Source organism: Pseudomonas sp. GM_Psu_1, from assembly GCF_026544185.1.
GTDB lineage: Bacteria > Pseudomonadota > Gammaproteobacteria > Pseudomonadales > Pseudomonadaceae > Chryseomonas > Chryseomonas oryzihabitans.
The window spans coordinates 14540-28787 of sequence record NZ_JALNUX010000008.1; the positions used below are offsets into that span (position 1 = coordinate 14540).

15 protein-coding genes are annotated in these 14248 nt (G+C 67.3%); 7 read left to right on the top strand and 8 right to left on the bottom strand.

Going from position 1 to position 14248, the window contains the following annotated elements; translation table 11 throughout:
• The first annotated feature begins 10 nt into the window (after positions 1–10).
• The 5 genes from OXS31_RS14825 to OXS31_RS14845 all read left to right on the top strand — a co-directional run bounded on the left by OXS31_RS14825 (position 11) and on the right by OXS31_RS14845 (position 4261).
• Positions 11–301: a (2Fe-2S)-binding protein gene (locus OXS31_RS14825; RefSeq protein WP_007160508.1), complete on the top strand. Its 291-nt coding sequence runs from the start codon at positions 11–13 to the stop codon at positions 299–301.
• The gene (locus OXS31_RS14830; RefSeq protein WP_267399966.1) at positions 298–1659 is read left to right on the top strand and encodes an FAD/NAD(P)-binding oxidoreductase; all 1362 of its coding nucleotides are present in this window, start codon (positions 298–300) and stop codon (positions 1657–1659) included. The genes OXS31_RS14825 and OXS31_RS14830 overlap by 4 nt, the downstream gene beginning before the upstream one ends.
• The gene (locus OXS31_RS14835) at positions 1656–2792 is read left to right on the top strand and encodes an FAD-binding oxidoreductase (RefSeq protein WP_267399967.1); all 1137 of its coding nucleotides are present in this window, start codon (positions 1656–1658) and stop codon (positions 2790–2792) included. Before OXS31_RS14830 ends, OXS31_RS14835 begins: the two co-directional genes overlap by 4 nt.
• The gene (locus tag OXS31_RS14840) at positions 2783–3811 is read left to right on the top strand and encodes an ABC transporter substrate-binding protein (RefSeq protein WP_074584654.1); all 1029 of its coding nucleotides are present in this window, start codon (positions 2783–2785) and stop codon (positions 3809–3811) included. Before OXS31_RS14835 ends, OXS31_RS14840 begins: the two co-directional genes overlap by 10 nt.
• 102 nt (positions 3812–3913) lie before the next feature.
• Positions 3914–4261 (top strand): cupin domain-containing protein, encoded by a 348-nt coding sequence (locus OXS31_RS14845; RefSeq protein ID WP_007160512.1) that lies wholly within the window; start codon positions 3914–3916, stop codon positions 4259–4261.
• Positions 4262–4299: 38 nt separating this feature from the next.
• On the opposite strand, the gene OXS31_RS14850 is transcribed toward OXS31_RS14845, so the two are convergent.
• The 3 genes from OXS31_RS14850 to OXS31_RS14860 are packed head-to-tail and all read right to left on the bottom strand — an operon-like array spanning position 4300 to position 7862.
• Complete coding sequence (locus OXS31_RS14850; RefSeq protein WP_267399969.1) at positions 4300–5319, bottom strand: histone deacetylase family protein; 1020 nt, start codon at positions 5317–5319, stop codon at positions 4300–4302.
• A 1-nt stretch (position 5320) separates the two neighbouring features.
• Positions 5321–6550, bottom strand: coding sequence for a Zn-dependent hydrolase (locus tag OXS31_RS14855; protein WP_267399971.1), 1230 nt, complete (start codon positions 6548–6550; stop codon positions 5321–5323).
• A 16-nt stretch (positions 6551–6566) separates the two neighbouring features.
• A complete protein-coding gene (locus tag OXS31_RS14860) occupies positions 6567–7862 on the bottom strand; it encodes an MFS transporter (RefSeq protein ID WP_074584651.1) in 1296 nt (431 codons plus the stop codon).
• Between the two features lie 238 nt (positions 7863–8100).
• Here OXS31_RS14860 and OXS31_RS14865 point away from each other — a divergent pair, with 238 nt between their 5' ends.
• Positions 8101–9087: a LysR family transcriptional regulator gene (locus tag OXS31_RS14865; RefSeq protein ID WP_267399974.1), complete on the top strand. Its 987-nt coding sequence runs from the start codon at positions 8101–8103 to the stop codon at positions 9085–9087.
• A gap of 3 nt (positions 9088–9090) precedes the next feature.
• Here the strand turns inward: OXS31_RS14865 and OXS31_RS14870 are convergent, their stop codons facing one another.
• Positions 9091–9714, bottom strand: coding sequence for a glutathione S-transferase family protein (locus tag OXS31_RS14870; RefSeq protein ID WP_181085296.1), 624 nt, complete (start codon positions 9712–9714; stop codon positions 9091–9093).
• Entirely contained in the window at positions 9708–10340 is a 633-nt protein-coding gene (locus OXS31_RS14875; RefSeq protein ID WP_267399980.1) for a DJ-1/PfpI family protein, read from the bottom strand. The genes OXS31_RS14870 and OXS31_RS14875 overlap by 7 nt, the downstream gene beginning before the upstream one ends.
• 247 nt (positions 10341–10587) lie before the next feature.
• Here OXS31_RS14875 and OXS31_RS14880 point away from each other — a divergent pair, with 247 nt between their 5' ends.
• Positions 10588–11604 carry a GGDEF domain-containing protein gene (locus tag OXS31_RS14880; RefSeq protein WP_267399981.1) on the top strand — a complete coding sequence of 339 codons (1017 nt, stop codon included), beginning with the start codon at positions 10588–10590 and terminating at the stop codon, positions 11602–11604.
• Between the two features lie 5 nt (positions 11605–11609).
• On the opposite strand, the gene OXS31_RS14885 is transcribed toward OXS31_RS14880, so the two are convergent.
• The 3 genes from OXS31_RS14885 to OXS31_RS14895 all read right to left on the bottom strand — a co-directional run bounded on the left by OXS31_RS14885 (position 11610) and on the right by OXS31_RS14895 (position 14170).
• Positions 11610–11984: a septal ring lytic transglycosylase RlpA family protein gene (locus tag OXS31_RS14885; RefSeq protein ID WP_223855457.1), complete on the bottom strand. Its 375-nt coding sequence runs from the start codon at positions 11982–11984 to the stop codon at positions 11610–11612.
• A gap of 168 nt (positions 11985–12152) precedes the next feature.
• Positions 12153–12779 carry a hemolysin III family protein gene (locus OXS31_RS14890; RefSeq protein ID WP_007160523.1) on the bottom strand — a complete coding sequence of 209 codons (627 nt, stop codon included), beginning with the start codon at positions 12777–12779 and terminating at the stop codon, positions 12153–12155.
• 29 nt (positions 12780–12808) lie between these two features.
• Positions 12809–14170 carry a cation:proton antiporter gene (locus OXS31_RS14895; RefSeq protein WP_027598983.1) on the bottom strand — a complete coding sequence of 454 codons (1362 nt, stop codon included), beginning with the start codon at positions 14168–14170 and terminating at the stop codon, positions 12809–12811.
• Positions 14171–14248: the final 78 nt, after the last annotated feature.

Genomic DNA, 14248 nt, shown 5'->3' on the forward strand with positions numbered 1-14248 from the left:
AGACCCCTCCATGGCACTGCTCAAGCGGGTGGCCGAACGCGACCGCCCGACCCTGGCCTTCACCCTCGACGGCCAGCCGGCCGAGGGCCTGCAGGGCGATACCCTGCTCACCGCCATCCTGACCCAGAGCGATCACCTGCGCGGTAGCGACTTCGGCGGCGAACCCCGTGCCGGTTTCTGCCTGATGGGCGCCTGCCAGGACTGCTGGGTGCGCCTGGCCGACGGCCGCCGGGTGCGCGCCTGCGCCACCTTTCTCGAAGCGGGCCAGCAGGTCAGCCGCGATCCGGGGCGGCCGCTGTGAGCGCCGTCGTGGTGGTGGGCGCCGGACCGGCGGGCATTCGCGCGGCCCAGACCCTGGTCGCCCATGGCCTCGAGCCGGTGCTGCTCGACGAAAGCGCCCGCGGCGGCGGCCAGATCTATCGCCAGCAACCGGGCAATTTCCGGCGGCCGAGCAAGGCGCTGTACGGCTTCGAAGCCGGCAAGGCCCAGGCGCTGCACGGCGCGCTGGAAGCCGTGCAGGCGCAGCTGGACTATCGACCCGACACCCTGGTGTGGAATGCCGAAGCGCGCGCCCTGGATACCCTGAGCCAGGGCCGCTATGTCGATCGCCTGGCCTTCGACCAGGTGATCGTCGCCACCGGCGCCACCGACCGCATCCTGCCGGTGCCGGGCTGGACGCTGCCCGGCGTCTACAGCCTGGGGGCCTCCCAGGTGGCGCTCAAGTTCCAGGGCTGCGCCATCGGCAGCCGCCCGGTGCTGGCCGGTACCGGCCCCTTGCTCTATCTGGTCGCCTATCAATACGCCAAGGCCGGGGCCAAGCCGCTGGCGGTGCTGGACAGCGCGCCCTTCCGCGACCAGGCTGCCGCTACCCCGGCCCTGCTCGGTCAACCGGCCACCTTCGCCAAGGGCCTCTACTACCGCAGCTGGCTGGCACTGCACGGCGTACCCGTGCACCAGGGTGCCGAGCTCCTGGCGGTCGAAGGCGAGCGTCGAGTAGACGCCGTGCGCTGGCGCGCCGCCGATGGTGAGGCGCACCGACTGGAGTGCGACGCCCTGGGCTTCGGCCAGACGCTGCGCAGCGAGACCCAGCTGGCCGACCTGCTGGGCTGCGACTTCGCCTGGAGCGCTCTCAATCGCGCCTGGTTGCCGGTGCGGGATCCGGGTGGGCGCAGCAGTCAGACCGGGGTCTACCTGGCCGGCGACGGCGCCGGTATCCAGGGCGCCGATGCCGCCGAGCTGGCGGGCGAACTGGCGGCCCTGAGTCTGCTGGACGATCGCGGCGTGCCGGTGGACAGGACGCGCATCCAGGCCCTGCAGGCACGCCTGGTGCGCTTCGAGGTGTTTCGCCAGGGCCTGGAGCGGGCCTTTCCCTTCCCCGCGGACTGGGCGGCCAAGGCGCCGGACGAAGTCACGGTCTGTCGCTGCGAACAGGTCAGCGCCGGCGAGATCCGCGCCGCCGTGGCCCAGGGCCATTGGGAAATCAACAGGGTCAAGGCCACCTGCCGGGTCGGCATGGGTCGCTGCCAGGGGCGCATCTGCGGCGCGGCGGCGGCCGAATTGATCGCCTGCGCCAGTGGTCGCCCGCTGGACCAGATCGGCCGGTTGCGCGCCCAGGCGCCGATCAAGCCGCTGCCCTTTGGCGTGGAGCTGGCGCCATGAGTCGGCTGGACGTGGATGTCCTGATCATCGGCGGCGGCATCGTCGGCAGCAGCGCGGCGCTGTTCCTGGCCCAGGGCGGCCAGCGCGTCGCCTTGCTGGAACGCAACTTCTGCGGCGCCCAGGCCAGTGGCGTCAACTACGGCGGGGTACGCCGCCAGGGCCGCCCGCTGGTGCAGTTGCCGCTGTCCAGCCGCGCCCATCAGATCTGGGGTGGTCTGCGGGACCTGCTGGGTACCGATGGCGAATACCTCAGATCCGGCCACCTCAAGCTGGCCCGCAGCGACACCGACTTCGCCTCCCTGCAGGCCTATGCCCAGGCCAGCCAGGGCTTCGACCTCGATCTGCAACTGCTCGACCAGGGCGAATTGCGCCGGCGCTTTCCCTGGGTCGGCGACATCGCCGTGGGCGCCTCCTTCTGCCCGGAGGACGGCCACGCCAATCCGCGCCTGGTCTCCCCGGCCTTCGCCCAGGCGGCTGCCCGCGCCGGCGCCCGCATCCTCGAACGGACCGCCGTGACCGCGGTCGAGCACGACGGCCAGCGCTTCCAGGTCCGCACCGACAGCGGCCTGATCCTGAGCGCGCCCTGGCTGCTCAATTGCGCGGGTGCCTGGGCGGCGGAGCTGGCCGCCCGCTTCGGCGAGCCGGTTCCTCTCACCGCGGCCCATCCGGCCATGCTGGTGACCGAACCGCTGCCGCCGTTCATGACCGCCAGCACCGGCGTAGAAGGCGGCGGCATCTATGCCCGCCAGGTGGCGCGGGGCAATTGCGTGCTGGGCGGCGGGCGCGGTTTCGCCCTCGACGCCGACCGCGCCCGCCCCGGCCAGCTGGCCATCCTCGACATCCTCAGAAACGCCGCCGAACTCTATCCGGCCCTCAGCGGTGCCCAGGCCATCCGTACCTGGAGCGGTGTCGAGGGCTATCTGCCGGATCACCAGCCGGTGCTCGGCCCCAGTCTCACCACCCCCGGCCTGCTGCACGGCTTCGGCTTTGCCGGCGCGGGCTTCCAGATCGGGCCGGCGGCTGGCGAAGCCCTGGCCGAGTGCATCCTGCAGGGCGCCCCCCGGCACAGCCTGCAGGCCTTTTCCGTCGCCCGTTTCCCTTCCCAGCCCAGGAGTTCCCAAACATGCGCCTGACCCCTGCCCTGCTCGTGGCCCTTGCCGGCCTGCCCCTGGCCGCCGTGGCCGAACCGACGCTCTACCTCGGCATGAATGGCGGCACCATGGAGCGCCTCTATGCCGATAGCGTGCTGCCCGCCTTCGAGAAGGCGCACAACGTCAAGGTGGTGATCGTGCCCGGCACCTCGGCGGACATCCTCGCCAAGGTCCAGGCCAGTCCGCAGAAGCCGCCGATCCATGTGATGTTTCTCGACGACGGCATCATGTACCGCGCCATCGGCATGAATCTGTGCAGCCCGCTCAAGCCCAGCGCGGCCCTGGCGCAGATCCCCGAAAAGGCCAAGATCAAGGACCAGGCAGCCGCCGTCAGCCTGGGCGTGACCGGTCTCGCCTACAACAGCCGGCTGTTCAAGGACAAGGGCTGGGCCGCGCCGACCTCCTGGGCGGACCTCGCCGATCCCAAGTACAAGGGCAAGGTGGTGTTCCAGTCGCTGTCCTCGTCCACCTTCGGGCTGCATGGTTTCCTGATGTTCAACCGGCTCAAGGGCGGCACCGAGCAGGACGTCGACCCCGGCTTCAAGGCCTGGTCCACCACCGTCGGCCCCAATGTGCTGGAGTACATCCCCAGCTCGGCCAAGCTCTCGGAGATGGTGCAGACCGACGAGGCGGCGCTGTTCCCGCTGACGCCCACCCAGGTCACCGCGCTCAAGCTCAAGGGCATCCCGGTGGAATACGCCCCGCCTAAGGAAGGCGCCGTGGTGCTCAACGTCGCCGAATGCGTGACCGCCAACAACGACCAGCCCGAGCTGGCCCAGCAACTGGCGGAATACCTGCTGACCCCCGAGGCCCAGGCGCCGGCGCTGGAACTGGGCGACCAGATCCCGTCCAACCCCAACACCCCCACCACCGACAAGACCCGTGGTCAGGTGGAAGCCATGCAGAACTACCTGAAGACCGCCGTGACCATCGACTGGGACGAAGTGAACAAGGTGCGGCCGCAGTGGAACGCCCGCTGGAATCGGCAGGTGGAGCGCTAGTCGCTCGGACAGCGCAAATGCACCGTTAGGTGTCGACCCTGGACAACCCAGCTTCGGGGCGACCCTTCACCCTTGGCGGCTTCCATCAACAGGAGAGCCGCCATGGCCAACCCGCCCATCACCGTTCTGCGCGACACCCAACCCCTGCCCGTGGTCGATGCCTGCAAATGGGAGCGCATCGAAGGCGAGCCCCATACCGTCAACCTCAATGCCTACACCTCCGATGACGGCAGCAAGATCATGGGCACCTGGATCTGCACCCCCGGCAAGTGGCGCGTCGACTACGTGAAGTGGGAGTACTGCCACTTCCAGGAGGGCTACTGCATCATCACCCCCGACGGCCAGGAGCCCATCCACCTGAAAGCCGGCGACATCTTCGTCGTCGAACCCGGCATGAAGGGCACCTGGGAAGTGGTCGAGACGGTGCGCAAGTATTTCGTGTTCGCCTGATCGGGTGAGCCCCCGGCACTGGCGTCGGGGGCCGGCTGTCACCGACCGTCGAAACCGCGGAAGAAGCGCTCGGCGTTGTCGCTCAGGGTTTCCAGGTCGTATCCCCCTTCCTGCACGATCACCGTGGGCAGCCCGAGGGCCTTGATCCTTTCGCCCAGCAGGCCGAATCCCGCCTGACTCACCGCCACCTTGGACTGCGGATCGTTTTCGTAGATGTCGAAGCCGAGGGACAGCACCAGCACGTCCGGCGCCCATTCACGCAGTGCCGTCTCCGCCTGATCCAGCCGGGCGAAGAAGTCCGCCTCGGAGGCGCCGTGAAGCATTGGCAGATTGAGGTTGCAGCCCTCGCCCCGCCCGCTGCCGCGTTCATCGGCGAAACCGGCCACCACCGGATAGAAGTTGGTCGGATCGCCATGGATCGACAGGTAGCAGACGTCATCCCGGTCGTAGAAGATTTCCTGGATGCCCTGGCCGTGGTGCATGTCGGTATCGAGGATGGCGACCCGGGCGAAGCGCGCGCGCAACTCCTGGGCCGCGATGGCGGCGCCATTCAGGTAGCAGAAGCCACCGGCCGCCTCGGCGCGGGCATGGTGCCCGGGTGGACGACAGAGGGCATAGGCGGCTGGCGCGCCGTCCCGTACGCAGCGCGCCGCGGCGACCGCGCTCTGGGCGGAGCCATAGACGGCGGCCCAGGTCTGGGCGCCGATCGGACAACTGCCGTCTGCCAGGTAGCGGGCGGTCTGGCCGAGGATGCCACGCAGCGGGTTGTTCTCGCGGATATAGATGTTCGACATCACCTCGTCACCCCAGTCCTCGGGTACCTGGTGCCAGTCGCGATAGGCATTCTCCAGGTAGGTCACATAGGCCTCGCCGTGCACGGCATGCAGCGGCGCGCGACCGTGATCCGCCGGCTGTTCGAGGGGATAGCCCAGTCGCTCCACCGCGGCCAGCAGGGCGTCGAGGCGGGCCGGTACCTCCTGGGGGGTGCGCATCTGGCCACGGGACAGGTAGCTGCGCGGATGGTGCAGGCGCTGATCGGGATGGAAAAAGGTCTTCATGTCATCTCTCCTGATGGCCCGCGCGGGCCAGCACGGCATTGAACAGGACGTCGGCGCCGCGGCGGACGTCGTCGAAGCTGGCCGATTCGGCCTCGTTGTGGCTCAAGCCGCCGGCACAGGGGATGAAGATCATCGCCGTGGGGCAGTGCTTGGCCAGGTGGATGGCATCGTGACCGGCGCCGCTGATGATGTCGCGGTGGGGATAGCCCAGCGCCTGGACCGCATTGCGCACGGCGGCGACGCAGTCGGTGGCGAAGGGGGTAGCAGGACTCAGCCAGTGCCGCCGGACGCCCAGCGACAAGCCGCGCTCGGCGGCCACGGCGGCCAGGCATTCCCGCGCGGCGGCTTCCAGCGCCGCCAGGGTCTGGTCCTGGGGATGACGCAGGTCCAGGGTGAAGTGCACCTCGCCGGCGATGGTGTTGCGCGAGGAGCGCGCCACGTCCAGTTGCCCCACGGTGACCAGTCCTTCGCCGAAGCGAGATGCGAGACCCTCCAGCGCGGCCAGCATCCGGCCGACGCCGAACAGGGCATCCCGGCGCCGGGCCATGGGGGTGGTCCCGGCGTGGGCCGCGGTGCCCTGGACGCACACGTCGAGCCAGCAGATCGCCTGGCCCCCGGTCACCACGCCCACGGCCAGGCCCTCGTCTTCGAGGACCGGACCCTGTTCGATATGGGCCTCGAAATAGGCGTCGAAGGTCCGCCCCAGTGGCTGGTCGCCGGCATAGCCGGTGCGCTCCAGGCTGGTAGCCACGGAGATGCCATCCCGGTCGCAGGTCGCCAGGGCCTCGGCCAGCGGCAGTTGCCCGGTGAAAACCGCGGAACCCAGCATGGCCGGGGTGAAGCGGGCGCCCTCCTCGTTGGTCCAGACGGCGACTTCCAGGGGGCGGTCGGTCTGGATGTCCGCATCGTTTAGACTGCGCATCACTTCGAGACCGGCCAGCACCCCATAGACGCCATCGAAGCGCCCACCCTTGGGTTGGGTGTCCAGATGACTGCCCATGACCACCGGCGCGGCCTGGTCATCACGGCCCGGACGACGGGCGAACAGGTTGCCGATGCGGTCCACCGTCAGACTGAGACCGGCGGCCGCGCACCACTGGCTGAACAGTGCCCGCCCCTGGCGATCCTCTTCGCTCAGGGCCAGCCGGCTGCTGCCGCCGGCTTCGCCAGGGCCAATCTCGGCCATGGCGGCAAGGCTCTGCCAGAGACGCTCGCCATCGATTCGATACATGGTGGATTCCTTGTGTTCAGGCGGGAGAGACATGGGCGGTCGCTTCCCGACGGCGCGCCAGAGCGGCCACGCACAGCAGCGACAGACCGGCCAGCAGGGAGTAGAAGACCGCCAGTGGCCACCACTCGCCCGTGAAGCGGTGAGCCAGCAAGGTGCCGATCATGGGTGTGAGGCCACCGGCGATGGCGCCACAGATCTGGTAGGCCATTGAGATGGCGGTGTAGCGCACCCGGGTAGCGAAGACGCCACTGACGAAGCCGGCAATCACCGCATAGAAGGACGCCATGCAGGCCGCCGCCAGGGCGATTCCCAGCACGATCAGCGGCGCCGAGCCGGTCTTGACCAGCACGAACATCGGATAGGGCGAGGCCATGGCCAGGGCTGCGATCAACAGCAGGAAACGGGCGCTGCCCAGGCGCTCGGCGGACAGTGCGGCCAGCGGCTGGACCAGGAACTGGATGAGGGCGACGAACAGCAGGCAATCGAGGATCAGCGAGCGCGACAACTCCAGCACCTGGGTGGTGTAGCTGAGCATGAAGGTGTTGGTGAAATAGACCCCGGCGATGCCCAGGGTATTGGCACCGATGCACAGCAGCAACGGACGCCAGGCGCTGCGCAGCACCTCGGCTGCCGGCGCCTTGACCGTTTCCTGGCGCTCCTTCATCTCGGCGAATTCGGGGGATTCATCCACGCCCAGGCGGATGGCCAGCCCGACCACCAGCAGCAGCGCGCTGGCCAGAAACGGCAGGCGCCAGCCCCAGCTGAGCAGGTCCTCTTCCGGCAGGCTGGTGACGCTACGAAAGGCAATGATCGACAGGATCAGGCCGGCCGGGCTGCCCCATTGGGCGAAGGAAGCGAAAAAGGTACGACGGCCCGCAGGTGCATGCTCGCCGGCCATCAGCACGGCGCCGCCCCATTCGCCCCCCACGGCAATGCCCTGCACCACCCGCAACAGGATCAGCAGGATCGGCGCCCAGACGCCAGCCTGGCTATAGGTGGGCAGAATGCCGATGAGCACGGTGACCACGCCCATCATCAGCAGGGTGACGATCAGGGATTTCTTGCGGCCGATGCGGTCGCCGATATGGCCGAAGACCAGGCCACCCAGAGGTCGGGCGAAGAAGCCTACGGCGAAGGTCCCGAAGGCAGCCAGGGTGCTCAGCAAGCGGTCTTCGGAAGGAAAGAACAACTGACCAAAGACCAGCGCGGCGGCCGTGGCGAAGATGTAGTAGTCGTACCACTCAATGGTGGTGCCCACGAAGGCAGCGGCGGCGGCGCGTCTGGGTTGGCGACGAGGAGAGGTGGACGGCATGCAGGGTGCTCCTATCGACTGCCGGAAAGAGAGGCGGCGCGGCGGATGGAAAGGCCGGACGCACGGAGAGCGATGGCAGAGGCGATCAGGGCGACATGGACGCAGCACTCCTGGGGGTATCGTTCTTGTTGGGCAGGAGAGGAAGAAGGATCGAGGACGCTCTAGGGCGCCTTGACGTCGTTATCCCTTGGCGGGCTAAGATTAGTCAATTTTCTAATTCTTATACTTATCTATAAGCATGGCTAATAATCAGGATAAGCCGCTCTCCCCCGCGCCCTTGCCCGAGGGCCGGCGTTTTCTCAACGATCGGCTGGACTGGAATCTCCTGCGCACCTATCTGGTGATCGTCCAGGAAGGCAGCGTGAGTCGTGCGGCCGCACGGCTGCACCTGACTCAGCCAGCCGTGAGCCAGGCCCTCAAGCGGCTGGAGGAACAACTCGATCGCGCGCTGATCATTCGCCGTGGGCCGCGCTTCGCCCTCACCGAGGCCGGCGAAGAGGTGGCCCGGATCGCCAGCGACCTCTATGGCAACGTCTCCCGCCTTGGCGCTGCCTTGGAGCGCTCGACGGAAACCGTGGTGGGCAAGGTGCGGATGCTCACCATCAGCCGCATCCAGTCGCGCTGCTACGACGACTTCCTCGCCGACTTCCACCGTCGCTTTCCACGGGTAGAACTGGAGATCGACGTGATGCGCAGCTCGGACATCATCAGCTCCCTGCTGCAGAAGACCGCGACCCTGGGCCTCGCCCTCTGCCGTATTCCTCAGCCCAAGCTGGAGCAGCGCGTGCTGTTGCAGCAGCGCTACGCCTTCTTCTGCGGACGCCGCCACCCCTTGTTCGGGCGCAGTGGCCTGTCGCTGGCCGATCTGCAGGGCGAAAACTTCGTCAGCTTCACCAGCGACCAGATTGGCGGCAGCCTCTCGCCGCTCACCATCTTTCGCGATCAGCAGGGCTTCACCGGACGTATCGTGGCCTCCTCGCCCAGCCTCGAAGAAATCCGCCGCCTGGTCGGCGCCGGTTACGGCATCGGCTGTCTGCCCCAGCATGTGGTGGCCGACGAGGTGGCCGCCGGCGAACTCTGGCGCCTGCCGCCCAGCGAGGGCGTGGCCGATGTCGACGTGCACCTGCTCTGGCACCGCGAACAGCGCATGACCCAGGCGGAAACCGCACTGCTGGAAGGCTTCCAGCATCTGCTGGCGACCACCGAGGTCGCCGCGCGGCTCTAGGCCTCAGGGCGTGGCATCGCTCGCATAGCAGGCCCAGGCCGGGCGGGTGGCCAGGCGTTCGAGATAGGCCATGATGGCCGGCGCGGCGATGCGCTCCATCGGGGTGCTGCGCCAGCGGTGCAGCGACAGGCCCAGGGCGATGTCGGCCAGGCTGAAGGACTCGCCGGCCACATAGGGACCGTGCTGCGCCAGGTGCGCCTCCAGAATGGCGATGCGCCCGTTCCAGGCGGCGATGCCTTGCGCCAGGCGTTGCGGATCGGGTTCCGGTGGCTGCTGCTTCACCAGCGCCAGATAGGCATAGCTCCAGGCCGGATTGAGTTCGCAGGCCTGCCAGTCGAGCCACTGATCGACCCGCGCCCGGGCGCGCGGAGCGGTGGGATAAAGCGCCTCGCCGCCATGGGCATTGGCCAGGTAGCGCAGGATGCTGTTGGACTCCCAGAGCACGAAGTCGCCGTCCAGCAGGACCGGGATCTGGCCGTTGGGATTCCACTGCAGGTACTCGGCGGATTGCGCCGAGCGAAAGCCGGCGCCCCAGTCCTCGCGCTCGTAGCCCAGGCCCAGTTCATCGAGGCACCAGAGCGCCTTGCGTACGTTGATCGAAGAGACGCGACCAAGAATCTTCAGCATGCCGAGGCGACCTCCCGGGATGGATGGCTGAGATAGGGCTCGATATTGCCGAGCGCGCGCTGCACATAGTCCTCCTTCTCGCCCACCGGTGCCACGTAATGCAGCACCTCGGCCGCCGCGTCGCGGCCCAGCAGCCTGGCGATGGCCCAGGCCGCCAGGTAGCTGGAAGCCAGGCAGCCGCCGGCGGTGGCCAGGTTGCCGCGGGCGAAGAAGGGCTGATTCAGCACCTCGATGCCGGCTTCCTGCACCCAGGGCTTGGTGGTGAGATCGGTGCAGCCGGGTACGCCGTCGAGCAGGCCGAGGCGCGCCAGCAACAGGGTGCCGGAGCACTGGGCGCCGATCAGCTGGCGCCCGGGATCGAGCACTGCCAGCTGTTCCAGCAGCGCGGCGTCTCGCGCCAGTTCCCGGGTACGGCTGCCACTGCCCACCAGCACGGCGGTGCAGTCCGTCAGTTCGTCGAAGCCGGCCTGACGTTCCAGGCGAACACCGTTCATGGAGGTCACGAAAGGCGTGGGCGCCATCAGCGAGACCCGCCAGTCCGGGCGCCTGATGCGATTGAGCAGGCCCAGGGCGATTAGGGAGTCCAGTTCGTTGAAGCCGTCGAAGGTGAGGATGGCGAGGTGCATGGGAGCTACCAAGGGCTTGCTGTCGATCCAAGGATTCTTGGCCGCGACTCTGCCGTTCGACCAGATACAGTGCCGCACCGGGCTGGCCATACAGTCATGCCAATCATCGGCAAACCGCTCTAAGCCGGGCAACGACGACGCTGGAGCACTGGAAGCCATGGCACTTAGCCATTACAGTGACACACCCTGGCCGAGCCACCGGCCGATTTGTCATCGCCCATCGGCCTTACCCCCTTTCGAGATGTCGATGGACAACGAGATTCGTTATGAACAGCACGTCCGGCGGGTGCTGCGCACGCCCCTGCTGGTGCTGCAGCCGCTGATGCTGGCGATGTGGCCGCTGACCCTGTGGTGCAATCCGCTGATCGGCAGTCCCTACAAGGGACGCTATTTCGCGCTGATGCTGCTGTTGCTGGCGATCAGCGCCCTGCTCAGCGTGGCGCGCAGCGCACGCATGATGAGTCTGACCTTTACCGGCAACATCTGGGCATTCGCCCTTGCCTTCCGCATCCAGATCCAGGATGGCGGCGCCGTGGGTCACTACTGGAATCTGCCCGTCGCTCTCATCATCATTCTGGGCACCTGCGGCCTGACCTACCGCCTCTCCCACTACCTCATCACCCTGGCCGGCGCCGGCTTCATCCTCTTCATCGGTCAGGACCGGTTGATACCCAGCGCGATGCCGGAGCAGTTGGTCGGGCTGCTGGTCAGTGTCTCCCTGGCAATCGGCATCGCCTACAACCACGCCAACAGCCAGTGGATGCGACGGACCTTCAGGCTCAAGGAGCGCTATCGGATTCTCGCGGAAACCGATGAACTCACCCGGATCGCCAACCGCCGCAAGCTCCTGCAACAGCTGGACGCGGCGCGGGGCGAGAGCGGACGGGAAGCCAGGCATTTCGTCATGCTCGACATCGACAACTTCAAGGAGATCAACGACCGGCACGGCCATCAGGTGGGCGATGAGGTGCTGGTCGCCACGGCGCGGGAACTCGATCGACTCGATCCGCGGCTGGAGGGCGGTCGCCTGGGCGGCGAGGAATTCGGCCTGCTGGCCCACGGTCTCGACGAGGCGCAGGTCAGCCATCTGCTGGAAACCCTGCGCAAGCGACTGGCGGACGCCGAACCCTTAGGTATCCGCTTCAGCGCCGGGGTGCTGCGCCTCGACCCGCAGGTGTCGCTCAACGAATCTCTGCGCCGAGCGGACGAAGGCCTCTATCAGGCCAAGCGCCAGGGCAAGGATCAGGTGGTCTGGCCGCGCTAAAGGCGCTACTCCAGCTTTTCCACCTTTACTGCGGTGGTGCCGTCGTCGACCATGTCCACCCGCCGGGCAGCGGCGCGGGAGAGATCGATGATGCGGCCGCGGATATAGGGCCCGCGGTCGTTGATCCGCACCACCACGGCGCGATCATTTTCCAGGTTGGTCACCTTGACCCGGGTGCCGAGCGGCAGGGTCTTGTGGGCGGCGACCAGTTCGTTGTTGTTGAAGGTCTCGCCACTGGCGGTTTCCTTGCCGTGGAACTTGCGCGAGTAGAAGGAGGCCTTGCCGCGCTGTTCGAAGCCGGCTTCCTTCTTGACCGGTGCCGCGACGGTCTTGGCGTCCTTTTCCTGGCAGGCGGTGCAGGCAAGTATCAGAAGCAACACGAGGGATCTGGGACGGATGAACACGTTTCACCTTCCTCTTTTTCTTGGTTTTCGGGAAAGCAACGCTCGGGGAGTGGATTCAGCTAGCTCTGAACCCGGGCGCCCCCGGGAGGTTCGCCAGGGATGGCCAGCGGCCATCCTATCTGTGACGAGCCCCTCAAGACCGCCCTAGGGCGCCGGCAGCACGTACCTGAGGATGGCCACGAAATGCAGGGCGCTGCCGGCCATGACGAAGCCGTGCCAGATGCCATGCCAGTGGCGGAAGCGATCGTCGAAGACGAAGAAGAGGATGCCGACGGTATAGAGCACCCCGCCGGCCGCCAGCCAGGCGAAGCCCTCGCCGCCCAGGCGATCCAGCAGTGGTCCCACCGCCACCAGCACGATCCAGCCCATGGTGGCGTAGATCACCAGCGACAGGATGCGCGCCTCCGAACGCGGCTTGAGCTCCTGCGCCATGCCGATCAGCGCCAGCCCCCAGACGATGCCGAACAGCGTCCAGCCCCAGGGACCGCGCAGGGTCACCAGGCAGAACGGCGTGTAGCTGCCGGCGATGAGCAGATAGATCGACAGGTGATCGAGCTTTTGCAGCAGGCGTTTCGCCCGCCCCTTCACGCTGTGGTAGAGGGTCGACACGCTGTAGAGGATCACCAGCGCGACCCCATAGATGGCCACGCTGACGATGCGCCAGGGATCGCCCTGCAGGCTGGCCAGTACCACCAGGGCAATGGCGCCGGCCAGGGCCAGCAGGGCACCGACCAGATGGGTCCAGGCATTGAGACGTTCGCCGTAGTACATGCGTCCTCCGGTGTAGGTCGCAAACGGGGTCAGGGTCTCGCCGAGCCCTCGCGACGGGCAGTGAGGCGCTCGTAGCGGTCGAGCAGCGGCTGGATGGAAATCCCGTGGACCGCGATGCTCAAGGCCACCACCGACAGGGTCAGGTCGACGATGGTCCCGGCCCAGTCGGCCGTGACCTGATGCGTGAGCGCGTAGCACAGATAATACAGGCTACCGATGCCACGGATGCCGAACCAGCCGATCAGCGCACCCTGGTGGCGATCAATGCGGGTGAAGGGCAGCATGCTCGCCACGCCCAGCGGGCGGATCACCACGAACAGCAAGGCGCCCAGCAGCAGCGCGCGGCTGTCCCAATGGGTGATCAGCACCACCCCGAGCAGGGTCACCAGCAGCACCTCGAAGGAGCGCTCCACCAGGCTGCCGAAGGCGAGCATGTCGCCCATCATCACCCCGGCGGCCATGCGCGGCTCCTCGATGTCCTCGGCGTTGGCCACCGTGGCACGCTCCGGCGCTCCGGTGAGGTGACCGATCACCGGTTGCGCCAGTTGCTCGGAAGGCGTTTCCGCATTACCAGAGGTCTGTACCTCGGCCTGGCGCAGGCCCAGGCCGGCGGCGAACACCGCGAGAAAGCCGAAGGCGCCGATCTCGTCGGCCAGCACATAGGACAGGGCGATCAGCGCCAGGGCGAGGAAATCGTTGGGCGAGATGGTGCTGTCGCCATGCCGCGTGCGCAGGAAGATCATCAGCCGCCCGACCCCCTTGCCCATGGCATAGCCCAGCAGCAGGCCCGCCGGTACGCCCCAGACCACATTCTTGAGAAACCACTCCAGGGTCCAGCCCCACTGGAGTTCGCCATGCTGCAGGAGCAGCAGACCGAGCAGCACGAAGGGAAAGGCGGTGCCGTCGTTGAGTCCCGCCTCGCCGGAGAGACCGAAGCGCACCCGGTCGAAATCCTGAGCGTGGTTGACCTGCACCAGCCCGGCCAGCACCGGGTCGGTGGGCGCGAGGATGGCGCCGATCAGCAGGGCCACGCCCCAGGGCAGACCGAGCAGGTAGTGGGCGACCAGGCAGACCCCGGCGATGCTGAAGATCATCACCGGCCCGGCCAGCAGATAGGCGCCATGCCAGGAAGAGCGATGAAAGGACAGGCGCAGCTTGAGGCCGCTGACGAACAGCGAAAAGAGCACCGCCACCTCGGTGAGGTGGCCGATCCAGGTTGCCGATTGCTGGAAGTCGACCTCGGCCAGGCCCAGGCCGATGGGGCTGATGAGCATGCCGAAGGCCAGGCAGACCACCGAGGTGGTGACCGGCAGCCAGCGCAGATAGGCGGAGGTCAGGGCGAGGATCATCAACAGCGATCCCAATACCCCGACCCAGACGAGAAAAGTCATGTGGGTAGCGTGATCCAGAACAGAGAAGGAAGAGCGGGTAGCAGACGTCACCCTTCTGATGGAGACTGCGCCGACGTA